This is a genomic window from Nonomuraea sp. B1E8, assembly GCF_039871515.1.
Taxonomy (GTDB): domain Bacteria; phylum Actinomycetota; class Actinomycetes; order Streptosporangiales; family Streptosporangiaceae; genus Nonomuraea.
In genome coordinates this window covers 1-21,145 of sequence record NZ_JBDPLS010000012.1, presented here as the reverse complement: position 1 = coordinate 21,145, position 21,145 = coordinate 1, and the positions used below count along the sequence as shown (strand labels likewise).

The following is a 21,145-nucleotide window of genomic DNA, read 5'->3' as shown; positions in this document are numbered from 1 at the left end:
ACCACCCGGAAACCGACACGCGTCTGTTGGCCGGCCTGTCGATCCAGGGCCTGATCGCAGCCTGCCCTGCCGGCGGGTCACCGACCACACGCAGCCCCGGAAGGTGACCCGCTCCAGGCGGCGGCCGCCCTGACGGGCGGGCCGCCACCACGGTCATCCGTCCCGCATCCCGAGGACGGTGCGGATGACGTCGCGGTCTTTCTCCTTCTCCGCCTCGGAGAGCAGTTCGTACGGGCGGCGTTGTTCCTCCCCGGCCCAGGAACCGTTGCGGGCGAGCCACTTGTCGTGCACCACCGAACTCGACTCCTCCATGAACCGCTCGCCCCGGACGTTCACGCCGCTCGCACGTGCCTCGTCGACGAGCTGGACCCCGATGCGCGCCGACTCCCGGTTCTCGTGCTGCCAGTCGGCGGGCAGGGAGCGGTAGCGGGTGTTGGCGATGTCGACCTGATCGGTGCCGTGCTTCTTGATCCAGGCCGGGTCCGTGGTGGTCTTCATCCTGGGCTCGTAGGTCCTGTCGGGGAGCCGGCGCGGCGCACGCCACTTGTCGTGGAAGCGGCCGGCGACCTTCTCGACCCTGCGGTTGGTCAAGGTCGTGGACATGCTCCGCATCAGGGCGCCGATGCGGGCGAGGAGCTCACGCAACCTGGAGGAGAGCCGGGCGGCCAGCGTGCGCAGCTGGGGCAGGAGGTGGGGCGCCTGCACCGCGACCGCGAGGGCGAGCAGTCCCAGCCCGGCCAGCATGCCGCCCACCCAGACCAGTACGCCCCTGGTGGAGCGCAGGGTGGCGGCGGTGAGCGACAGGCGGTGGGCGAGATCCTCGGCGGTGGCGATGGTTCCCTCGCAGCCGCTCACGTGGGCGTGCGCCGCCTCGGCGGCCGGACCGCTGTTCGCCGCGGCGAGCCGGAGGGCTTGCCTGCTCCCGGTCGCCAGTGCCTGGTGACGTGCGGCGGCCTCGTCCAGTTCGGTGATGTGCCGGTCGATCGCGTCCAGGTCGGGCATGGGCGGGACACCCAGCAACGCCAGCCCGTTCGCCACGGCCTGCTCGCTCACGAGAGCCCGCCGTCGGCGCGCGGACTGCCGGTGAGCCTGCCGTTGGCGAGTTCGGTGCGCCTGTTGACCATCGCCATGGCGATCTGCCCGGCTTCTGCGTGATCGAGCGAGGCGGCGAGCTGCTCGCACGAGGTGCGGAGACTTTCCCTCAGCTCGCGGTAGCCGGCGGCGAACTCCTCGTACGGCAAAGGCGCCTCGTCGGCGCGGCGCAGCCCCTTGACGTACGCCGCATATTCGCCGGCCAAGCCGCCCATCGCCCTGCCGGAGGAGTCACGCCCGTCCGCGTCGATCGTGATCCCGGTCATCTCGTGACCCTGGTGAAACGTCCCGGTGTCGTTCAGGGGACACCTCCTTCGGCGTGATCGCAGCGAGTGTAGACGAGCGCCGAGTCATCGTCGATCGTCGGCAGGACGCCGGCCCCGCGCGTCACCGTGGCGCTGATCGGCGGCGTACGCACCTCATGACGAGGAACACGGGGAACCGGGCGGCATCGGGGCGGGTCGCCGCCCATTCCTGGGCGGGCTCGGGCTCGTCCATCTCGTCCAGCCACAGGCTGTGGCGGCGCAACGTGTTGACGTACGTCGAGAGCGTGCGGTGGTTGGCGCCCACCTGGCGGCGCAGCGTCGAACGTTCGCCGTCGGCCCGCCACCAGCCCTCCGCGTGATAGCGGGCGTCGCCCGGCCACGAGCCGGAGACGCCCTGCCCGCCGGGGAAGCACGGGTGCAGGATGGAGCAGGCGAACACGCCCCCGGGACGTAGTGAGCGGGCGACGGTCGCGGCGGCGCCGTCGAGGTCGTCGATGTCGGACAGAGCAGGCGCACGGACGCGGGATCGTCGACGTCGTCGGGCCAGCCGGCCGTGGAGAAGCCGGCGACCTCGTCATGGCGCGCGGCCTTCGGCATGACACCGACCCTACGTGTCGCCGCGGCGCGTTTCGAGGCACGTTCGTCGAGCGCGGAACGGCGTCCCGGCAAAGAATCCGCCACGGCGGCGCATGATTCCGGTGTGCACCCCGCCGCCGCCTCACCGGCCGGTAGAAAGATCGGCCCCGGGGTCGAGCAGGCACGGCGGTCAACGCGGGGGTAGGACATGGGCATGGCCCGGGTCGCGACGGTCATCACGTTGGCCGCGCTGGGCGGCGGCGCGGCCGCTCCGGCCGCGGCGGGCGGGCTCGGGCCGACGGCGGCGGGCCTGCGGATCGCTCAGAGCGCCGTTCCCGACCCGTTGCTCATCGGCGGGCAGGCCGTCTACACGGTGACCGTCACCAACGTCGGGGAAGCGACCGCCGAGGCCGTCACCATCACCGGCGCCCTCGACGAGCACGTGTCCCCCGGGCCGCTCCCCGACGGGTGCGACCTCACCGGCCGGACCATCACCTGCGGCGGACCGGACCTGAGGATCCCGGCGGGCCGGAGCGTGACCCGTTCGTTCCCCGTCGTGATCGACTCCGGGCTCTCCGACGGCACCGCGCTCACCAGCCGGGCCGAGGTCACCGCGTCGGGCGCGCAGGGCGACTCCTCCCAGCTGGTCACCCAGGCCAGGGCGGCCGGGGCCGACGTCACGATCACCAAGGCGGCGACGCTCACCGCCGGCGGCGCCATCGCCTACGCGGTGACCGTCGTCAACGAGGGGCTCACGCCGGCGACCGGCGTGACGGTGCGCCACCCGGCCGGCGGCCGGGCTGCGATCGCCGACCGCCCGGCGGAGTGCCCGGGAGCCGGTCCGGCGCTCGTCTGCCCCCTCGGCACGCTCGCGCCGCGCGAGAGCAGGACGTTCATGTTCACGCTCGCGCCCGGCGAGCCCGGACTGGTCGAGAACTGCGCCACCGTCAGCGCCGAGGGCGACGAGGCGAACACCGCGAACAACCGCGCCTGCACGTCCACCGCCATCGAGCCGCAACGGGCCTCCGCCCCGGCCGGCACGCCCTCCCCCGACGAGGCCGCCCCGGCCGGGGAACCCTCCAAGAAGAACCGCGCGCGGCCCGTGCACGAGCCGCGCCACGCCGCCCCCGGGGAGCGGGCGGAGCCGCACGAGCACCGCGCGGCGGAGCGGAAGCGGGATCGGGAGCGGGAGCGGGAGCCGCGCGCTCAGCGGCTCGACGACGGGCGGCCGCTCCCCATGACCGGCGTGTCGATCTGGATGCTCGGTCTCGGGACGGCGGTGCTGCTGGCGATCGGCCTGCTCGTACGCTATTTCTCCCGCCGCGACCGGGCCAGCGGGATGCCCTGATTCCAGCCGCTGCGCGGCGCCAGCGCGTCGCGCGTCCACGTCCCGAGCACGAGCAGCGTCTTCGTGCCCGTCACGTCGCCGGCCCTGCGCAGCCGGTCGATGACCTGCTGGAGGTGCCCGAGGTCCCGCACCCGTACGTGGATCAGCGCGTCGGGGTCGCCGGCGATCGTGAAGACCTCCTGCACCTCGGGCACGTCGGTGGCCGTGCGGACGATCTCGCTGACCGGGGTGGTGCCGGGGTAGCGCAGCTCGGTGAACGCCTCGATGCCCCATCCGAGCTTGGCGTAGTCGATCTGCACGGTGAACCCGGTGATCACGCCCAGGTCCCTGAGCCGGTCGACGCGCCGCTTGACGGCGGCCACGGACAGGCCGACCCGCTCGGCCATCTCGGAGAACGTCCTGCGCCCGTCCTCCCGTAGCAGGCGCAGCACCTGGTGGTCGATGTCGTCGACGTCGGGCATGCGAGAACCTTCCCCTGGGCGCAAACATCTTCGGACATCAGGCACGCCGCCGTAGATTGTTTGCGTCTTGCGAGCGCTTTCTCAGCTCATACTTGCGCATAGTGTGCCCGCATTGCTGTGCTGGGAATCCCACGTACGAAGCCAGGAGGTCCGCATGAGCCCCAGCGAGACTCCCGCCCCCGTGTCACTCGACGACAAGTACGCGGCGCTCGACGGCCGGGTGCTCATCTCCGGCGTCCAGGCCCTGGTCCGCCTGACGCTGGAGCAGCGCAGGCTCGACCGGGCGCGCGGGCTGGACACGCGGGCGTTCGTGTCCGGTTACCAAGGGTCCCCGCTGGGCGGTGTGGACCTGGAGATGGGGCGGGCGTCGCGGTTCCTGGACGACATGGGCGTGGTGTTCAAGCCGGGCCTGAACGAGGAGCTGGCGGCCACGGCGGTGGCCGGCACCCAGCTGCTCGACCAGGTGCCGGGCCGCCGTCACGAGGGCGTGACGGGCTTCTGGTACGGCAAGAACCCCGGCCTCGACCGGGCCGCCGACGCCATCAGGCACGCCAACACGGCGGGCACGGCCCCGCTCGGCGGCGCGGTGGCCTGGATCGGCGACGACCCCGGCTGCAAGTCGTCCACGCTGCCCAGCTCGTGCGAGCCGATGTGCCAGAGCCTGGCCATGCCGCTGCTGGCGCCCGGCTCGATCGCCGAGATCATCGAGTTCGGGCTGCACGCGGTGGCCCTGTCGCGCGCGACCGGGCTCTGGGCCGGGCTGAAGATCGTGGCCGACATCGCCGACGCGTCCGCCACGGTCGACCTCGGCCCGCTGCGCGAGCACATCCCGTTCCCGGACCGCGCCGCCCGCGCGTCGTCCCCGATCCTGCTGGGCGCGGCGGCGCTGGACGCCGAGCACGACCTGCTGACCCGCCGCCTCGACCTGGCCCGCGCGTACGCCCGCACGCACCGCCTGAACCGGGTGATGGCCGGCGAGGGCAACACCGCGCTGGGGATCGTCGCGTCCGGCACGACGTACGCGGTGGTCTTGCGGGCGCTGGCCGACCTGGGCCTCGACCGGTCCGCCCTGGACGACGCCGGGCTGAGGCTGATCCGGCTCGCGATGCCGTTCCCGCTCGACCACGCCGAGCTGGCCGCGATGACGTGCGACCTCGACCGGGTGCTCGTGGTCGAGGACAAGGTGCCGTTCCTGGAGGGGCAGCTCAAGCAGGCCCTGTACGGCCGCGACCGGGTGCCGGCCGTGCTGGGCAGGGAGCTGCTGAGCGCCCGCGGCACCCTGAGCGCCGAGGACGTCGCCAAGGCCCTGGTCGCCTGCCTGGATCCCGACCGCCTGCCCCGGCCCGCGGTCACCCTCGACTCAGCAGGGGGCGCGCCGAAGAAGTCGCGCCCCCTGCTTCCGCTGGTCGCCGCGCGCACCCCGTACTTCTGCTCGGGCTGCCCGCACAACACCTCCACCCGCACCTCCGACGGGACGCTCGTCGGCGTCGGCATCGGCTGCCACGCCATGATCGCGCTGGACGGGCACGGGCGCGGCACCCAGGTCGGCATCACCCAGATGGGCGGCGAGGGCGCCCAGTGGATCGGGCTGGCGCCGTTCACCGAGGACCGGCACTTCGTGCAGAACATCGGCGACGGCACCTTCCACCACTCCGGCTCGCTGGCGATCAGGGCCGCGGTGGCCGCCGGGGTGACGATGACGTACAAGCTGCTCTACAACGACGCCGTCGCCATGACCGGCGGGCAGCGCGCGGAGGGCCGGCTCGACGTGCCCACGCTCACGCGGGAGCTGGCGCTGGAGGGCGTGCGCCGCGTCGTGGTCACCACGCCGGAGCCGGAGACGTACCGCGGGGTGCGGCTGGCGCCGATCGCGTCCGTACGGCACCGCGACGACCTGCCCGAGGTCGAGAAGGAACTGGCCGCGCTCGACGGCGTGACCGTGCTCATCCACGACGACCGGTGCGCCGCCGAGGAGCGGCGGCTGCGCAAGCGCGGCAAGCTGCCCACGCCCACCGAGAAGGTCGTGATCAACGAGCGGGTCTGCGAGGGCTGCGGCGACTGCGGCGACGTCTCGACGTGCCTGTCCGTGCAGCCGGTCGAGACCGAGTACGGCCGCAAGACCCGCATCCACCAGGCGTCCTGCAACACCGACCTGAGCTGCCTCAAGGGCGACTGCCCGTCGTTCCTGCTGGTCGAGCCGGGCACCAGGCGGCCACACCAGGCTCCGCCGCTGCCCGCCGAACCGCCGGAGCCCGCCGTCCGGGTGGGCGACGACGTGCTCATCAGGATGCCCGGCATCGGCGGCACCGGCGTCGTCACCGTCTCCCAGATCCTGCAGATGGCGGCGCACCTCGACGGCCTGCACACGGCCGGGCTGGAGCAGACCGGGCTGGCGCAGAAGGGCGGGCCCGTGGTCAGCGACGTGCGGATCTCGCCGCGCCCGCTCGCGGGCTCCGTACGCGCCTCCCACCGCATGGCCGACGTGCTCATCGGGTTCGACCTGCTCGGCGCGGCGGCCGACGCCAACCTGGCCGTGGCCGCGCCCGAACGCACCATCGCCGTGCTGAACACCTCCGTCGTACCCACCGCCGCCATGGTGACCGGCCGCGCGCCGGTGCCGGGACACGCCGGCGCGGTCGCCCGCGTCGAGCCGGCCGTCAAGGCCGTCGAGTGCGTGGCCGCCCACGAGCTGGCCGACGTCCTGTTCGGCGACCACATGCCGGCCAACCTGCTGCTGCTCGGCGCCGCCTACCAGCTCGGCTGCCTGCCGGTCTCGGCCGCGTCCATCGAGCGGGCCATCACCCTCAACAGGGCCTCCGTCGAGCAGAACCTCGCCGCCTTCCGCTGGGGCCGCACCGCCGTGTCCGACCCCGCCGCGGTGCGCGAGGTCATGGCGCCGGCGCCCGTGCCGGAAGGGTTCGACGAGGTGGTGGCCGCGCGCGCCGCCGACCTGACCGGCTACCAGAACGCGACGTACGCCCGCACGTACGCCCAGGACGTGCGCCGGGTTCGCGCCGCCGCCGTCCAGCGCGCCGGCAAGGAGGCGGGCGCCGAGATCGCCCTCGCCTACGCCCGCGGCCTGCACAAGCTCATGGCCTACAAGGACGAGTACGAGGTCGCCCGCCTCCACCTCGACCCGGCCGAGCAGGAGCGGCGCGAGCGCGAGTTCGGCGCCGACGCGGCCGTGTCCGTGCTGCTGCACCCGCCGCTGCTGCGCGCTATGGGCATGAAGCGCAAGATCAGGCTGCGCCGCTCGGCCCCCGTGCTGTTCCGCGGGCTGCGGGCCGCGCGGGTGCTGCGCGGGACGGCGCTCGACGTGTTCGGCCAGGCCAAGGTACGCCGCGTCGAACGCGAGCTCGTCACCGAATATCGTGATCTCATGCGCGCCGCCCTGTCCCGGCTCACCCCCGGCACCGCCGCCGCCGTCGCCGAGATCGCGGGCCTGCCCGACCTGATCCGCGGGTACGAGGACATCAAGCTCGCCCGGGTCGCCGACTTCCGCGAGCGCGCCAGGACCGCCCTGGCGCGGCTGGACGAGCCCGCCCCGACCCAGGAGTGACCGTGACCGTCGACCGTCTGCTTCCCGACCAGGACGCCAAGGACCTCATCGACCTGACGCGCGAGATCGCCGACAAGGAGCTCGCGCGCCGTGTGGACGAGCACGAACGCGCCGAAACCTACCCCGACGGGCTGTTCGCCACGCTGGGCGGCGCTGGGCTGCTCGGGCTGCCGTACCCGGAGGAACTGGGAGGCGGCGGGCAGCCGTACGAGGTCTACCTGCAGGTGATCGAGGAACTGGCGATGCGGTGGGCGGCCGTCGCGGTCGCGACCAGCGTGCACACCCTCGCCTGCTTCCCCGTCCACGCCTACGGCACGCCCGAGCAGCGCGAGCGGTGGCTGCCCGACATGCTGGCAGGACGCGTCATCGGCGGCTACAGCCTTTCGGAGCCCCAGGCCGGATCCGACGCCGGCGCCCTCACCTGCAAGGCGGAGCGGGTCGAGACCGGCTACCGGATCACCGGCAACAAGGCGTGGATCACCCACGGCGGCATCGCCGACTTCTACGCCCTGTTCGCCCGCACCGGTGAGGGGTCGCGCGGCGTCTCCTGCTTCCTCGCCCCCGGGACCGCCGACGGGCTCTCCTTCGGACGCCCGGAGGAGAAGATGGGCCTGCACGCCGTCCCCACGACCAGCGCCCACTGGGACGGCGCCGTCCTGGACGCCGACCGGCTCATCGGCGAGGAGGGTCAGGGGCTGCAGATCGCCTTCAGCGCCCTCGACTCCGGCCGGCTCGGCATCGCCGCCTGCGCCACCGGCCTCGCCCAGGCCGCGCTCGACGAAGCCGTCGCCTACGCCAAGGAGCGGCAGACGTTCGGCAAGCGCATCATCGACCACCAAGGGCTCGGGTTCCTGCTCGCCGACATGGCGGCCGGGGTGGACAGCGCGCGTGCGACGTACCTCGACGCGGCCCGCCGCCGCGACGCGGGGCTGCCGTACGGCCGGCAGGCGAGCGTCGCCAAACTGGTCGCCACGGACGCGGCGATGAAGGTGACGACGGACGCGGTGCAGGTGTTCGGCGGATACGGGTACACGCGGGAGTTCCGGGTCGAGCGGTACATGCGCGAGGCCAAGATCATGCAGATCTTCGAAGGCACGAACCAGATCCAGCGGCTGGTGATCAGCAGGCATCTGGCCAAGTGACCTCTGACATGCGAGAACCCCGCCTTCCGGTGCTGGGAAGCGGGGTTCGCTCGTCTTCAGAAGGTGTCGTAGATGATCACTGTTCCGTGCCTGTTCCGTGAGAGACGCCGCGCGGACGGAACAGCCGATCGTCGATGGCCTTGCGGGCACGGTCGTGGGAACCGGGCATCATGTGGGCGTAGACGCGGAGGGTGAATCCTGGATCGGCGTGGCCGAGGTATTCGGCGAGTTCCCGCACCGAGACGCCACCGGCCAGCATGACGCTGGCGTAGTAGTGGCGGAGCTGGTGCAGTCCCTCTTTGCGTGAGGTGATGTAGCGGCTGCGCTGGCGGGGGTCCTTGCCCGCTGGCGGGATCACTTTTGCTTGGACGAGTGCGGGCTTCCACACGATCTCGCTGTAGGTCCGTGACCTGATGTGGCGGTCGTCCGTCCAGCGGAAGAGCAGGTTGTGCGTGCGCAACCTGCCGTCCAGCCTCTCCCAGGGCAGCGAGCAGACCAGTGGGGGATAGGTCGAGACGTGTCGCTTGATGGCCTCGGCCGCCCATTCGGGGAGGGGCACGACCCGTTCCCGGTCGTTCTTCGGCAGAGCGTAAGCGTGATCGCCACCCAGCTTCTTGATCTGTCGGCGTACTCGGACAACGCGCTCTTCGAAGTCGATGTCCTCCAGGGCGAGCCCGCACAGTTCACCCTGCCGCAGCCCGCAGGCCGCGCCGATCATGGGGAGCAGGCGGAACAGCGGAGGGTGAGCGTCGATCACAGCGCTGACTCTGTCGTCCGACCAGGCGACGATCTCCTCGGCGGCGCGCTTGGGCACTTGCACGATCGGTGACTTGGCAGGACTGCGTTTGATCGCCTCGTCGGCTACGGCGAGGTTGAGGATGCCCTGGAGGACCAAGGCCGTCTGTACGGTCGAGGTGCCGAATCGGCTGCTCAGGTCACTGATCCACGCCTGGACTTCCGACGGCTTGATGCTCTTCACTTGGCGCTTGGCGAAAGTCGGCGAGACGTGGAGGCGGTGGACGTACTCGTATCGGATCTTCGTCGCTGGGTCGACGATGCGTGAGGCCAACCAGCGCTCGGCTACCTCGCCGAACAACACCTTGCCCGCGTTGGGGTCGATGTAGTCGCCACGGGCGATGTCGGCGCCCATAGTGGCGATCTTGCGCTCGGCGTCGGCCTTGCGGTCGTACGCGGTCGAGCGTTCGTTGCCGTCGGGGTCGACCCAGACGGCGAGCCAGCGCTTGCCCTTGCCGTGGCGTGCGGTCTTGATCTTCTGCGGCTTGCCGTCCGGGTTACGGACTGTCTTGGTCCACAGGTCCTTGACGAAGGCCATGGGCTACTCCTGGTCCTGGACCCAGGACATGACGTCCTCGGGCACGTAGCGGAGGTGACGGCCGATCTTGCGGCCTGTCGGCCCTGTGCGGTGGTGTCGCCACTGGTAGAGCGTGGCGACCGGGACGCCGAGGAATGTGGCTACGTCCTCCACGGTCCAGAGCTTGGCGAGGGTGTTCATAGGCACCCTCCGGTGATGGCAGCGGCGAGGAGTTGGTCGCCGAGGGAGTGGCCCTTGCCTGCGTACTCCCATTCGCTGATCACGAGGACGGTGTCTTCGTCGAAGAGGGGGAGGCGGCCGGTGGTGATCTCGTTGTCGCGGGCGTGGTGTTCGCGGGCTGCTCGAAGTTGGCCGAGGGTGGTGGAGTAGCGGCGGGATCGGGTGGAGAAGTGGCCGCGGAAGCCGAGCATGTGGGCCCAGTCGGCGAGCCGGAGTTCGGCCAGTTCTCTGATCGCGCCCAGTTCCAAGCAGGTGGTGATGAGGCGGCGGGCGTGGTCGCGCAGCCCGAAGCCTTCCAGGTTGTCGAGGGCGTTGATGCGGCGGTCGAGGGTGCCGACGCATTCGGCGGCCTTGGTGGCGTACTTGGCGATGTAGCCGGCGACGGCTTGTTCGGTGAGGTCCCCTCTCAGGGTGATGGGGCGGATGTCGAGTTGGCTGCCCCAGCGCAGGGCGCGTTCGGGCTGGTTCTGGTGGGCCGGTGCGTTGGCGGAGACGGCCTTGGCGGCGTGCTGGATGGCCTGAGTCAGGGTGTCGGCAGTCGCCCAGGCCGGACCGGAGGCGGTGTAGCTGGCCCGTCGGGGCCGTCGAGGCGGATGACGGCGTGGAAGTGGACGACGCCGCGCCGTTGGTATTCGGCGACCTTGGCGAAGGACAGGGTCAGGTGGTGGCGTAGGTCCTTGAGGAACAGGCCGCCGAGTTTGGCCAGGTGGCGGCGTACGGAGTCGGCGAAGCGTTTCCACAGCAGCGGGGCGCGGGCGTTGAACAGGACGGAGCCGGTGTAGTCGTAGCAGTTGGGGCAGAGCGGTTCGCCGAGGCGGGGGTCGTCTTTGTGGTGCCGTTCGGTGCAGGACATGGCGCGGCCGTGTGGGCAGGTCTCGGCGTTGCGGCGGGCGTGGCAGGGCAGGACCTTGCCGTTCTTTTCGCATCGCGCGTGGACCGTTCCAAAGCTGGGCGCGGTGAGGGTGACGAACAGGGTCGGGTGGCTCGTGACCGTCTCGGGGACGCCTTTGCCGCCGATCAGTCCGGCGCGGATGAGGTGGTAGGTGTCGGCTCGGTAGGTCTCGGCGCACGCGGGGCAGCGGGAGACGCGGCGGGTCTTGCACGGGACGCGCAGGATGCCGTCGGGTTCGTGCTTGGTGGTGTAGCGGTGCAGGAGTTGGCCGGTGGCTTGGTCGTAGTGGTCGACTTTGCCGCGTAGGTGGATGGGTTGGCGGCAGCCGCCGGTGGCGCGGATCTGGGATGCCCAGCGGTCGTAGTCGGGGTGGTTGAGTCGGGCGATCATGCCCGCTTTGGCGTGGGTTGTGGGCAAGATGGTGTCCTCCTTTCGCTCGTTCGGGTGAGGGGATGGCCTCCGACCTGGCGTGTGTCTTGGCGGATGTGCGGCCAGGCCGGGGGCGTTGCGCGTTTAGGCGCCGTGGTTGTCGATGCCGGTGCCGTCGCAGTCGAGGCAGCGGTCATGGTCGGTGTCGAGTCCGGTGCCGTTGCAGGTGCAGCAGCGGTAGTGGATCACCTCGTTCATGGGGTCACTTCCGCTCGCGTGGGGTGGTGGTGAGGTAGATGCGCCAGCGGTGCGGTTTGGCGCGGTCGGGGTAGACGCGTGAGGCGCCGATCACGGTGAAGTGCAGGCGGAGGCGGAACAGGGCGTCGACGATTTCGGCGCGGGTGCCGTCGAGGCGGATACGCACGGTGGAACCTCCTAGGTGTTGTCGGGCTGGATGCAGCCGTGGTAGCTGCTGTGGGCGGCGTGGCGGGCGCGGGCGGTGGCCAGGACGGCTACGGCGCGGTATTCGACGGGGCCGAAGAATCGTGAGGTTGCGTAGTGGCCGTGTGGGAGGTCTGTCTGGTCGATGGTGGAGCCGACGCGGGCGGCGATCTGGTCGATCTCGGCGCACATTTCGGCGTCGGTGAGGTGGCGAGGAAAGTGGTTGACGATCACGTTCTTGGTGACGGGCACGCTGGGGTTGGCCTCCAGGAAGGCGGCCAGTTCGAGCAGGCCGTTGATGAGGGCGGTGCGCGGGTCGTGGGTCATGGGTGTGGTCTCCCTTCAGGCGGTGCGCAGGGTGCGCAGCAGGTCGGAGGCGAGTTGGTTGGACACGCCCAGGTGGGTACGTAGGGCGCCGCGGGTGATGGGCTTGCCGTGTTTGGCGTGGTGCTCATCGGCGATGCGGCGGGCGTAGTCGACGAGCGCGGGGGCCAGGTCGCGGTCCTGGTCTTCCCGGCTCTCGTCCTGAGACTTGTCCCGGCGTGGGGCGTCGTTCGGGACGAGCTCTGGGACCGGGGACGAGGCCAGGACGGGCGCGGACGAGGACGCCGGAGCGGCGGCGGGTTCGGGGCGGGTGGCGCGGCGTTCCAGCATCGAGATGGCGATGAGGAACGCGGCGGCCGGGGTGGCGGCGGTGATCCAGCCCCACATGGTCGGGGCGGCTTGGGCGAGGTTGGCGGCCAGGGACAGGACGATGCCGCCGGTCAGGACGAGGACGGGCCAGGAGATGCGGCCCGGCCGGCTTTTGCCGGAACGCTTGTCGCGTTGGCGCTCGCGGGCGGCCATGACACAGGTCAGGTCGATGCAGACGGCGATGGCCCAGGACATCCAGCCGGTCTGGCCGTGCTCGGTGGCGGTGTCGCGGATGTGGGTGAACGATCCGGCACCCGCGATGGCGGCCAGGACGAGGACCGGACCGGTGTCGAGCAGCCAGCAGGCGAGACGTCGCATCGTTCCTCCCTTCATGGTTCAGGCGTTGATGGACTCAGGTAGATGGGCGGTGATCTCGTCCCAGGACGGGGCGAGGTGGGCGTGGACACGGGCGGCGAGTTCGGCGGTCTGCTCGGTGACGTAGAAGGAGCGGGCGCGGTACCACTGGCCGTCTTGTCCGGCGACGATGGCCACGCCGGGTGTCTCTGCGGCGATGGCGCGGGCGGAGACCAGGGCAGCGGGGTCGAGGTCGCCGAGGGTCATGGTGGCGGTCTCGGGGTCGTTGACCCGATGGCAGATCCGTCCCGAGCACTGGGCGCGCAGGGCGGTGACGCCAGGTCCGAGGTCGGAGCCGATCCGCTGGCCGCAGCAGAACAGGTAGATGCCGAACGCCCGCCCGAGCTGCGCGACCCGCAGCAGCGCGGTCGAGGTCTTGGCGATCTCGTCCTTCTCGGACTTGTCGGCCATCAGGTACAGCTCGGCCAGTTCGTCGACCAGGACCACGACGGGCACCGGGCGAACACCTGGGGGCAGTTGCCAGATGTTGCGCGCGGCGGCCTGGCGGCACAGTCCCATGCGGTCGATCATCAGCCCGACCAGGTCGGCCAGCAGGCTGACCGATTCGGTGCGCGAGGTGGCCAGGGCCGACAGCCTGGGCGCGTACGGGGTGAACTCGACTCCGCCTTTGAGGTCGAAGCCGACCAGCGCCACCGGCTGTGGCGCGAGGCCGACGATGAGGGCGTTGGCGAGGTTTGATTTGCCGGACTGGGTCGCTCCGGCGTTGAGCCAGTGCGGGACCGTTCGGAAGTCGATGATCCACGGTTTGCCGGTCTCCAGCCGTCCCACGTTCACCTTGAGCAGGTCGGGTGAGGGCCGGAGTTGGTCGACGTGGACCAGCGGGTCACGGATGGTGGCCATGAGGACGACGCGGCCGGGACGGGGCGAGGAGACGCGGATGGCGTGGACCCCCCAGGAGTGGGCGAGGCGTTCGGCGGCGTCGGCGTAGTCGCCGGGTGTCTGGCCTTCCAGGGTGTGCAGGGTGACGCGCCAGCCGTGCCGGGTCGGCAGGGGCAGCCACATGAACGGCTTGGTGTCCACCGCGATGCGCTGCCACTTGCGCCTGACCCGTACGACGCCGGTCGAGGCGACCAGGCCGGGCACGGTGGTGAACCAGAAGCGTTGCCGCTTCTTGGTCAGCCCGCAGCCGAGGGCGACCCGCCGCCAGGACGCGCGGGCGGACAGAGCGGTGAGCGGGAAGCCGATCACGAGCCAGAAGGAGGCGGGGTGCCAGCGGCGCCAGGCCCACAGCCCGGCCGCCACAGCGGCCAGGACTGTGAGCAGGAGCTGCGCGTCAGACATCGGCGGCCTCCCTGGCTGGGAGGAGGGCGGGGGCGCGGTAGGCGATGCCCCACCGGCCGGCGATCTCCCAGACGTAGCCGAGCAGGCCGACGGCGTTGACCTGGTCGCCGGTGGTGATGGGCGGTTCGCCGGTGGTGCCGATCTTGACGAGTTCGATCCGGCCGAACTCGTCCTCGACGGAGACGGTGACCTCGTAGACGGTGTTGCCGTTCTTGTCGGTCTTGATCTCGCCGGTGTCGCGGTTGAGCACGCGTGGGCGGGGTGCCTTGACGCAGGTGATGGCGAGCTTGGTGGTGTCCACAGGGATCGGGACGGTACGCATGGGCTGTAACCTCCTTATTCGTCGTAGTCAACATAGTTAACCTAGTTGGCTTGGTTGTCAACGTCCTCTCGGTTGGCTTGGTCGAACTTTCGTGGTGTGATGGACGCGATGGTCAAGAACACCGGGCGGCCCGGCTACCTGCAGATCGCCGACGATCTCCGCGCGCAGATCCGAGGCGGCTCCCTCGCGCCCGGAACCCCGCTGCCGTCCACCGCCCAGCTCGCCGAGCAGTACGACGCCTCGCTGTCGGTGGTGAAGATGGCCGTCGGCATCCTGCGCAACGAAGGCCTCGTGATCGGCCAGCAGGGCAAAGGCGTGTTCGTACGGGATGCTGGGGAGGCGCCCGCCGGCGGCGAGCTGGCCGAGCTGCGCGCCACCGTGCAGGACCTGTCGGTACGGCTCGCGAGGGTCGAGGAGCAGTTGGCTACGTCCACGACGCCCCGTTCCGGACGTAGCAGCCGGTAACCTTCCGGGCCAGCGACGCCGACGCGCTTGACGGGCTGTGGTGCAGGCTGAGCGCCTTGTCCTCACGGCGGATGCCGATCAGGACCGCGGTGTAGCCCACGAGCAGGATGACGCCGAGCAGTCCGGCGATGATCAGCGCGATCACGTCCACGTCACCCCCGCCATGGCCGTACGACGCGGGCCGCGCGGGGGACGGCGGGTCTCGCCGCGCCGCGCGTGCTCCCGGCGCCTGACCGTCTGCTTCTTGACCCAGCGGTCGCGGGCCTGGCACTTGCGGCAGCGGGTCTGTCCCTCGTCCAGGTGGGCGCTGCATTCGCAGGTGGGGTCGGGGTAGATCTCGTCGGTCATGTGATCACCTCTCCTTTCAGTCACGGGTGTTGCTGTGTGACACCGAGAATGCGACGGAGAGTCAGGACGAGATCACTACACGACGGGACATGTTCAAGACGTCCGGCCTACGATGTGCAGGTCCCCAGACGTCCTCCTGAGCAGGTGACATGGCGAACGAGCGGTTGCGAGCGGCCCTGTTGCAGCGCGGCGTGAGCATCGCCGAACTGGCGGAGGCCATTGCGGTCGACCCCAAAACGGTCGAACGGTGGGTGACCAAAGCCCGCCCCCCGTACCGAAAGCACCGATATGCGGTGGCTTCGTACCTCGAAACCGACGAGACCTACCTCTGGCCGGAGGCCCTGACCCGCGACCAGGTCGCCTCAGCGTCGGAGTCCGAGATCGTCACCGTCTACCCGCAACGCTGGGCCGTCCCGAGGGACGTGTGGGGACGACTGTTCTCCACCGCGTCCGAAGAGATCGGCGTGCTCGTCTACAGCGGACTCTTTCTCGCCGACGACGCCGGGATGGTGCGCATGTTCGGCGAGAAAGCCGAATCGGGCGTACGGGTACGCATCCTGCTGGGCGACCCCGACTGCGCCGAAGTCGCGCAACGCGGCAAGGACGAGGGCATCGACGACGGCATGGCGTTCAAGATCCGCAACGTCCTCGTCCTCTACAAGTCCTTGATCGGACGCGAGAACGTCGAGTTCCGGCTCCACGCCACCGTGCTCTACAACTCGATCTACCGCGCCGACGATCAGTTCCTCGTCAACACCCACGTGTACGGCGTCCCCGCCGGCAACGCACCCGTCTTCCACCTCCGCAAGGTCATCGGCGGAGACATGGTCACCACCTACGCCAACAGCTTCGAACGCGTCTGGGACGGCGCCCGGCCGATAGAGTCCTGAGCCATGGCCAAGCGGATCGACTACTACGACGACCCCGACGCCCCCGCAGCCAACAGCCTCGTACCATCCGTCAACGTCATCGTCACCAACGCCGCAGGCGAGGTACTGATGATCCGCCGCACCGACAACGACAACTGGGCCGTCCCCGGCGGCGCGATCGACCTGGGCGAATCCATCCCGCAGGCCGCCGTGCGGGAGACACTGGAGGAAACCGGGATCACCTGTGAGATCACCGGCCTGGTCGGCACCTACAGCGACCCACGCCACGTCATCCTCTACACCAGCAACGGCGAGGCGCGTCAGGAGTTCTCCCTGGTCCTGACCGGCCGCGCCGTCAGTGGCAAGCCGACCCCGAGCGATGAGTCCCGTGAGGTCCGCTGGGTGCCTCGCGACCAGGTGCCCGCGTTGCGCATGGACCGCTCGATGCGGATGCGGATCGAGCACTACCTAGCCGGCACCGGCCTGCCGTACATTGGCTGATCCTCGATGACCATGCTGGTGCACATCACCGCGGCCAAGAACATTCGCTCAATACGGCGCAGCGGCATCCGGGCGGTGAGCGGCGGGCACAACGAAGCGGGCGTCTATTGCCTGCCAGTGCTCCCCTCCTACCAGACCACCCATCAGTGGGTACGCGAGCTGCGGCGAGGCGGCCAGCGAACGCTCATCGCCGTGTACTTCAGAGTCCCCGACAACGAACCGGTGCAGGTCGGCCACTACAACCGTTTCCCCGCCCACCTGAGCAGCGCCGAGGCCGCCGCACTGATCGCGGCCCAGCCCGACCCGCGCGGGTACGAAGTCTTCATCCCGCGTCCCATCAGAGCCGGCGAAATCCACCGAGTCCGCAAGGTGAACCAGCTGACCGGCTGGCGCTACATGCCCGACGCCCACGGAACACCGCCATGCGCCTGCCCGATCTGCAACCCCAGAGGCCAGTACGGCGCAGCCAAGATCCGGACGGCGTTCGGCGATCCGGAGGATTAAGTCCTCTCAGCCATCCGCCGTTCGATCTCTCGGACCGCAGTGAGGATGCAGGGCGTTGACGCGGCGATGGAGCGGGATACCAGATGGTCAGGGCCGTACCGCGAGTGAATCTCGGCCAGCCGATCAGCGACGTCGAGATGCACTCCGTCCGGGCCGGTGGTCATGTCGCAGTACGTCACCGCCTGGATCAGTGCTGGCCCCTCGTCGCCGAACTCCGCGGTGAGCTGGGCGAAGAGTGAGCGTTCGAGAGCCTCGTTGACCGCGCAGGAGTGGTGAGCGACCAGGCGGCACAGCGTGTCGTCCGCGTGGTGCACATCGCGCAGGTAGCGGGCTCCGTCGAGGGGGTGGAAGCCGGTGATGACCAGGCGGGGGGCGTAGCCGATGTCATGCAGGTAGGCGGCGGCGGTCAGGGTGTCGGTCGCGTCGCCGAGGATCGGGGCCAGCGACACGGCCCGGGCAGCGACTCCTTGGGTGTGTGCCCAGCGCCGGGGAAGGGCCGTCTCCAGTAGGTCTTTGGCCAGGTCATGAGCCCATTCAGCTTGTCCCACGCCGTCTACGATAGGCAGGGGATGCCCGGTGCGTGCCAGTCTGCCCGCCAGGACGTCCTAGGACGTCTCACCCTTCACGAACCGGCCCCGCCCCTGCTCGGCCACCACCAGGCCCTCTCGCTCCAGCAGCGCGAGAGCCTGCCGCACCGTATTACGCGAGGCCGCAAAGCGCTGCCGCAGCGCCAGCTCACTCGGCAACGCCGCCCCCACGGCCAGGTCACCGCTCTGGATACGCTCGCGCAGCTCGCCCGCGATCCGTTGATAGCTGTACGGAGCATCCGGCGACTGGGCAGGGTCCGCCGTGACGATGCGGCCCTTGGACGGCACCGTCACGATCAGACCTTCGTCCTCCAGGATCGCCAGCCCGCGCCGCACGGTGTTGCGGGCGATCCCGAACTCCCGGCACAGCGCCGCTTCCGAGGGAAGCACATCGCTCGACGCGTACACACCAGAGGCGATCCGCTCCCGAACCCGGTCCGCCACCTGCGTATAGACGCGCCCACCCGTCAGCCAGACCCGCTCTTGCGCCATCGAAGGTCAGGTACGGTAGGCGTCGACGATACGGTTCAGGTCCACCCCGAGCTCGCCCTGCTCACCCTCGTGCCAGCCGTCCCGCGCGGCCTGCTCGATCCGCTCGACCGCCGCCGGCATGCGCAGCGAGGTGACCCGCTCGTCCTCCCGGTCACCCCAGTAGAACCAGCAGAACGCCAGATGGGCGAAGACCCGCCGCGTCCGGAACCGGCTGTCGGTCACGTCCAGCCCAGGCCGGCCATCGGCGGCCACCACCAGCACCGCCGTGATCTGCCGCTCGACCAGCTCATCCCGCAGCGTGGTCAGCAACCGCTGAGCGTAGGCGTGCTGCTGTTCTTTGATGCTCTTCATCGCCGGGGCGTCCTCTCGCCGTCACTGTCTGTGTACGTCGAGATTCGCCCCCAGCGTGGAACCTCTACACCGCAACTCGGGGACGTCTAGGGACGTCTCGTGTTAGCTTCGCAGGCAGAACACCCCGTCCCCGCCGGAGGTGCGCCTTGAACGACAACCTTCGCCACGCCCTCACCAACGCCCGCCTCCAGCCCGCCGACGTCGCAGCCCGCCTCGCCGTCGACCCCAAGACCGTGCACCGATGGCTGAACGGGCGCATCCCCTACCCCCGCCACCGCTGGGCCATCGCCGACCTCCTCCACGTCGACGAAGCCGACCTCTGGCCGGACGCGGCCCAGCACCACCGCGTCATCTCCGACGAGGTCCAGGCCGTCTACCCGCACCGCTGGGCCGTCCCCCAGCACACCTGGCGCCACCACTTCGAGTCCGCCACCCGCGAGATCGGCGTTCTCACCTACAGCGGCCTGTTCCTCGCCGAAGACACCGGCCTCATCCGCCTCCTGGCCGCCCAAGCCCAGGCCGGTGTCAACGTCCGCATCTTGCTCGGCGACCCCGAGGCCTCAGCGGTGGCAGCCCGCGGCATCGACGAAGCCATCGGAGCATCCGTCATGGCCGCCCGCGTCACAAACGCCCTCACCCTCTACCGCGCCGTGCTCGGAAGCGGCAAGGCCGAGATCCGGCTCCATGGGACCGTGCTCTACAACTCGATCTACCGGGCCGACGACAGTCTTCTGATCAACACCCACGCCTACGGCACGCCCGCAGCCCAGGCACCGGTCATCCACCTACGAGCCACCGAACAACAGGCAGCAGTAGACACGTACCTGGCCAGCTTCGAACGCGTCTGGACCGCCGCAACCTCATACACAGATGCCCTTTGAACAGGCAGAACACCGGGTCCAGCAAGATCAGAAAGCAACTTATCTACACGTGATCAAGGGCAGCCCGCCTGTGGCGGCCTGCCGCACGTCGGGCGGTCGCTGGCCGCGCTGCGGCTCTCCGGCCGGTCGCGGCCAGCACCGCCCACGCGCCGACGGTCGTTTTGGCAGACGGTCGTCTTTGTGAACATTCGGCGCTTTCCCGCTTGCCGGATTAGTCTGTACCTATGGCAGATGTACCAGGATCTCGTCACGAGACGGCTGGCATAGGAGGTGGCCTACGTGAGCAGTTCCCAGGTTACTTTCCGCCCAGCGATAAAGACCTTAAGCATTTCATCACCGAAGGCTTGATCGCGTTCGATACCAACGCTCTTTTCGATCTATATCGATTCAACAAACAGGCGCGGGAAGAATATCTTGCATCAATGAGATTGCTCGCCGATCGGCTCTGGGCGCCCAACCGTGTCGCAGAGGAGCTACTTGATCGCAGGCTAGAGGTGATCAGAGAATGCTCTCAGGCAATATCGAAACTAACAACCGATCTTGATGGCACATTTGAGACGCTTCGTCAACAAATTCGGTCGTTCGGTAATCGGCGAGGCCTGTCTCCTGAAACAAGGGCAGGGCTTGAAGAGATGATCAACAAGTCCAGTGGCGAACTACTGGCAGCAGCGAGCAAGTCTTTTACCTTTGAACTTAATGTGGATAATTCCATTCGAACCGATCCCATTCTTGGCGAGATTGAGCGCGTCTTAGATGGCAAGGTGGGGCTCTCTCGAATGTCCGGGATATGGCTATCGCGGATGTTCTTCAGGTTGATACGGACAGCGACGGCAACATTAGTCACTCGATGTTCGTTACGGATATCGGGCTGGGTGGTGATGGTGAGGTTGACGAGCAGTATATGACGTATCACTCCAACGATACGAAAGACAAACCTCTTACCAGCGTAATCGCTGCGTACCCTAATGGGACATGGTACGCCCACAGGACGTAGACTCTAGAGTATGACCAGGATGCGACGTGGCACCCGGTTGGCGATCACTATGATCCTAGTCGGGTGCTTGTCTTTAACTGCTGCATGCACAACGACACAGCCAGCTGCGGAAAGGGGCGCACCGAGCGCGCAAGGGGCCATCGAAAGATACATCGACGGCCTAAATCGCACCGATCACAAGGCGATCGCTCGACTGATTCCCCTGAATAATGAAGCCACAACCGAAATAGATCAGCTACTCCGTACTGATGGCGGTAAGGCTATCAAACTCACATCAGTGGATATTCGGAGCGAGATCTCACCCAAGTATGCTAGGGTCTTCATTTCCGGGGTTTGGGCGGATGGTGTTTTTAACGACACTGTTGATGTGTCGAAGGACTCTGATCGCTGGTACATCGTACTTGGCAGAAATCCCAACCTGCCCAAGGGGCAGACGACAGCGTCTACTGAGCGTCCTTAGGCGGAGCGGTTGAGTCTTTTGCCCAGCATAGGCATCGTGGGTTCCTGAGCCTGGATGCACGGCGTGAATTCTTGTGATCGTTTTCCGGCCCAATTCCTCGACGAGGGCTGGCCACGCAGCTCGCGTTCCGCAGCTAATCGGGGTTGTGGGGCGTGATCGAGCGTGAAGGTGCAGGTCGGCGGCATGGGGCATAGCGGAAATCGCGAGAACGCCTAGTAACACGACTTCCACGAAACAGCAGTCACACGCAGTGCTTCAGCTGTTACGGTCTGGTGGCATGTTCGTCAGGAGCTCCGCCCGCAGGAACAAGGACGGCACGGTGGT

At 69.0% G+C, this 21,145-nt stretch carries 27 protein-coding genes; 9 read left to right on the top strand and 18 right to left on the bottom strand.

All coding sequences use genetic code 11. The features are described 5' to 3' along the window. Positions 1-153: 153 nt before the first annotated feature. The 3 genes from ABGA98_RS33125 to ABGA98_RS33115 form a co-directional block, all read right to left on the bottom strand. Positions 154-1,053: a hypothetical protein gene (locus ABGA98_RS33125; protein WP_347622350.1), complete on the bottom strand. Its 900-nt coding sequence runs from the start codon at positions 1,051-1,053 to the stop codon at positions 154-156. Further along, a complete protein-coding gene (locus ABGA98_RS33120; protein WP_347622349.1) occupies positions 1,050-1,358 on the bottom strand; it encodes a hypothetical protein in 309 nt (102 codons plus the stop codon). The genes ABGA98_RS33125 and ABGA98_RS33120 overlap by 4 nt, the downstream gene beginning before the upstream one ends. A gap of 121 nt (positions 1,359-1,479) precedes the next feature. Next, positions 1,480-1,797: a hypothetical protein gene (locus ABGA98_RS33115; protein WP_347622348.1), complete on the bottom strand. Its 318-nt coding sequence runs from the start codon at positions 1,795-1,797 to the stop codon at positions 1,480-1,482. A gap of 351 nt (positions 1,798-2,148) precedes the next feature. Here ABGA98_RS33115 and ABGA98_RS33110 point away from each other — a divergent pair, with 351 nt between their 5' ends. Further along, positions 2,149-3,282 carry a hypothetical protein gene (locus ABGA98_RS33110; protein WP_347622347.1) on the top strand — a complete coding sequence of 378 codons (1,134 nt, stop codon included), beginning with the start codon at positions 2,149-2,151 and terminating at the stop codon, positions 3,280-3,282. Here the strand turns inward: ABGA98_RS33110 and ABGA98_RS33105 are convergent. After that, positions 3,243-3,743, bottom strand: a complete 501-nt coding sequence (locus ABGA98_RS33105; protein WP_132508840.1) for an Lrp/AsnC family transcriptional regulator — start codon at positions 3,741-3,743, stop codon at positions 3,243-3,245. The two genes, ABGA98_RS33110 and ABGA98_RS33105, sit on opposite strands and share 40 nt — an antisense overlap. Positions 3,744-3,897: 154 nt before the next feature. Here ABGA98_RS33105 and ABGA98_RS33100 point away from each other — a divergent pair, with 154 nt between their 5' ends. Beyond that, the gene (locus tag ABGA98_RS33100; RefSeq protein ID WP_347622346.1) at positions 3,898-7,302 is read left to right on the top strand and encodes an indolepyruvate ferredoxin oxidoreductase family protein; all 3,405 of its coding nucleotides are present in this window, start codon (positions 3,898-3,900) and stop codon (positions 7,300-7,302) included. A 2-nt stretch (positions 7,303-7,304) separates the two neighbouring features. Then, positions 7,305-8,444, top strand: a complete 1,140-nt coding sequence (locus ABGA98_RS33095) for an acyl-CoA dehydrogenase family protein (protein WP_347622345.1) — start codon at positions 7,305-7,307, stop codon at positions 8,442-8,444. A 76-nt stretch (positions 8,445-8,520) separates the two neighbouring features. Here the strand turns inward: ABGA98_RS33095 and ABGA98_RS33090 are convergent, their stop codons facing one another. The 9 genes from ABGA98_RS33090 to ABGA98_RS33050 form a co-directional block, all read right to left on the bottom strand. Beyond that, complete coding sequence (locus ABGA98_RS33090; RefSeq protein ID WP_347622344.1) at positions 8,521-9,777, bottom strand: site-specific integrase; 1,257 nt, start codon at positions 9,775-9,777, stop codon at positions 8,521-8,523. A gap of 3 nt (positions 9,778-9,780) precedes the next feature. After that, positions 9,781-9,957 carry a helix-turn-helix domain-containing protein gene (locus ABGA98_RS33085; RefSeq protein WP_347622343.1) on the bottom strand — a complete coding sequence of 59 codons (177 nt, stop codon included), beginning with the start codon at positions 9,955-9,957 and terminating at the stop codon, positions 9,781-9,783. Continuing rightward, positions 9,954-10,523, bottom strand: coding sequence for a replication initiator (locus tag ABGA98_RS33080; protein ID WP_347622642.1), 570 nt, complete (start codon positions 10,521-10,523; stop codon positions 9,954-9,956). Before ABGA98_RS33080 ends, ABGA98_RS33085 begins: the two co-directional genes overlap by 4 nt. After that, positions 10,520-11,305, bottom strand: a complete 786-nt coding sequence (locus tag ABGA98_RS33075; RefSeq protein WP_347622342.1) for a replication initiator — start codon at positions 11,303-11,305, stop codon at positions 10,520-10,522. Before ABGA98_RS33075 ends, ABGA98_RS33080 begins: the two co-directional genes overlap by 4 nt. A 214-nt stretch (positions 11,306-11,519) precedes the next feature. Continuing rightward, positions 11,520-11,681 (bottom strand): hypothetical protein, encoded by a 162-nt coding sequence (locus ABGA98_RS33070; RefSeq protein ID WP_347622341.1) that lies wholly within the window; start codon positions 11,679-11,681, stop codon positions 11,520-11,522. A gap of 11 nt (positions 11,682-11,692) precedes the next feature. After that, on the bottom strand, positions 11,693-12,025 hold the full coding sequence (locus ABGA98_RS33065; RefSeq protein WP_347622340.1) for a hypothetical protein: 333 nt from the start codon (positions 12,023-12,025) through the stop codon (positions 11,693-11,695). Positions 12,026-12,040: 15 nt separating this feature from the next. Beyond that, the gene (locus ABGA98_RS33060; protein ID WP_347622339.1) at positions 12,041-12,709 is read right to left on the bottom strand and encodes a DUF2637 domain-containing protein; all 669 of its coding nucleotides are present in this window, start codon (positions 12,707-12,709) and stop codon (positions 12,041-12,043) included. Between the two features lie 18 nt (positions 12,710-12,727). After that, positions 12,728-14,047 (bottom strand): FtsK/SpoIIIE domain-containing protein, encoded by a 1,320-nt coding sequence (locus ABGA98_RS33055; RefSeq protein WP_347622338.1) that lies wholly within the window; start codon positions 14,045-14,047, stop codon positions 12,728-12,730. Beyond that, complete coding sequence (locus tag ABGA98_RS33050) at positions 14,040-14,369, bottom strand: hypothetical protein (protein WP_347622337.1); 330 nt, start codon at positions 14,367-14,369, stop codon at positions 14,040-14,042. Before ABGA98_RS33050 ends, ABGA98_RS33055 begins: the two co-directional genes overlap by 8 nt. Before the next feature lie 99 nt (positions 14,370-14,468). Between ABGA98_RS33050 and ABGA98_RS33045 the strand changes: the two genes are divergently transcribed. Next, entirely contained in the window at positions 14,469-14,834 is a 366-nt protein-coding gene (locus ABGA98_RS33045) for a winged helix-turn-helix domain-containing protein (RefSeq protein WP_347622336.1), read from the top strand. Here the strand turns inward: ABGA98_RS33045 and ABGA98_RS33040 are convergent. Both ABGA98_RS33040 and ABGA98_RS33035 read right to left on the bottom strand, forming a co-directional pair. Continuing rightward, positions 14,794-14,979: a hypothetical protein gene (locus ABGA98_RS33040; RefSeq protein WP_347622335.1), complete on the bottom strand. Its 186-nt coding sequence runs from the start codon at positions 14,977-14,979 to the stop codon at positions 14,794-14,796. The two genes, ABGA98_RS33045 and ABGA98_RS33040, sit on opposite strands and share 41 nt — an antisense overlap. Next, positions 14,976-15,182 (bottom strand): hypothetical protein, encoded by a 207-nt coding sequence (locus ABGA98_RS33035; protein WP_347622334.1) that lies wholly within the window; start codon positions 15,180-15,182, stop codon positions 14,976-14,978. The genes ABGA98_RS33040 and ABGA98_RS33035 overlap by 4 nt, the downstream gene beginning before the upstream one ends. A gap of 149 nt (positions 15,183-15,331) precedes the next feature. On the opposite strand from ABGA98_RS33035, the gene ABGA98_RS33030 reads away from it, so the two are divergent. The 3 genes from ABGA98_RS33030 to ABGA98_RS33020 are packed head-to-tail and all read left to right on the top strand — an operon-like array spanning position 15,332 to position 17,056. Continuing rightward, the gene (locus ABGA98_RS33030; protein ID WP_347622333.1) at positions 15,332-16,072 is read left to right on the top strand and encodes a helix-turn-helix transcriptional regulator; all 741 of its coding nucleotides are present in this window, start codon (positions 15,332-15,334) and stop codon (positions 16,070-16,072) included. A 3-nt stretch (positions 16,073-16,075) separates the two neighbouring features. After that, positions 16,076-16,552 carry an NUDIX domain-containing protein gene (locus ABGA98_RS33025; RefSeq protein ID WP_347622332.1) on the top strand — a complete coding sequence of 159 codons (477 nt, stop codon included), beginning with the start codon at positions 16,076-16,078 and terminating at the stop codon, positions 16,550-16,552. A 6-nt stretch (positions 16,553-16,558) separates the two neighbouring features. Then, complete coding sequence (locus ABGA98_RS33020; protein WP_347622331.1) at positions 16,559-17,056, top strand: hypothetical protein; 498 nt, start codon at positions 16,559-16,561, stop codon at positions 17,054-17,056. Here ABGA98_RS33020 and ABGA98_RS33015 read toward each other — a convergent pair. The 3 genes from ABGA98_RS33015 to ABGA98_RS33005 are packed head-to-tail and all read right to left on the bottom strand — an operon-like array spanning position 17,053 to position 18,486. Beyond that, positions 17,053-17,604, bottom strand: coding sequence for an HD domain-containing protein (locus ABGA98_RS33015; protein WP_347622330.1), 552 nt, complete (start codon positions 17,602-17,604; stop codon positions 17,053-17,055). The genes ABGA98_RS33020 and ABGA98_RS33015 overlap by 4 nt on opposite strands. Positions 17,605-17,661: 57 nt before the next feature. Then, on the bottom strand, positions 17,662-18,135 hold the full coding sequence (locus ABGA98_RS33010) for a GntR family transcriptional regulator (protein ID WP_347622329.1): 474 nt from the start codon (positions 18,133-18,135) through the stop codon (positions 17,662-17,664). Positions 18,136-18,141: 6 nt separating this feature from the next. Then, a complete protein-coding gene (locus ABGA98_RS33005; protein WP_347622328.1) occupies positions 18,142-18,486 on the bottom strand; it encodes a hypothetical protein in 345 nt (114 codons plus the stop codon). A gap of 146 nt (positions 18,487-18,632) precedes the next feature. Between ABGA98_RS33005 and ABGA98_RS33000 the strand changes: the two genes are divergently transcribed. Further along, positions 18,633-19,367, top strand: coding sequence for an XRE family transcriptional regulator (locus ABGA98_RS33000; protein WP_347622327.1), 735 nt, complete (start codon positions 18,633-18,635; stop codon positions 19,365-19,367). Between the two features lie 224 nt (positions 19,368-19,591). Beyond that, complete coding sequence (locus tag ABGA98_RS32995; RefSeq protein ID WP_347622326.1) at positions 19,592-20,272, top strand: PIN-like domain-containing protein; 681 nt, start codon at positions 19,592-19,594, stop codon at positions 20,270-20,272. Positions 20,273-21,145: the final 873 nt, after the last annotated feature.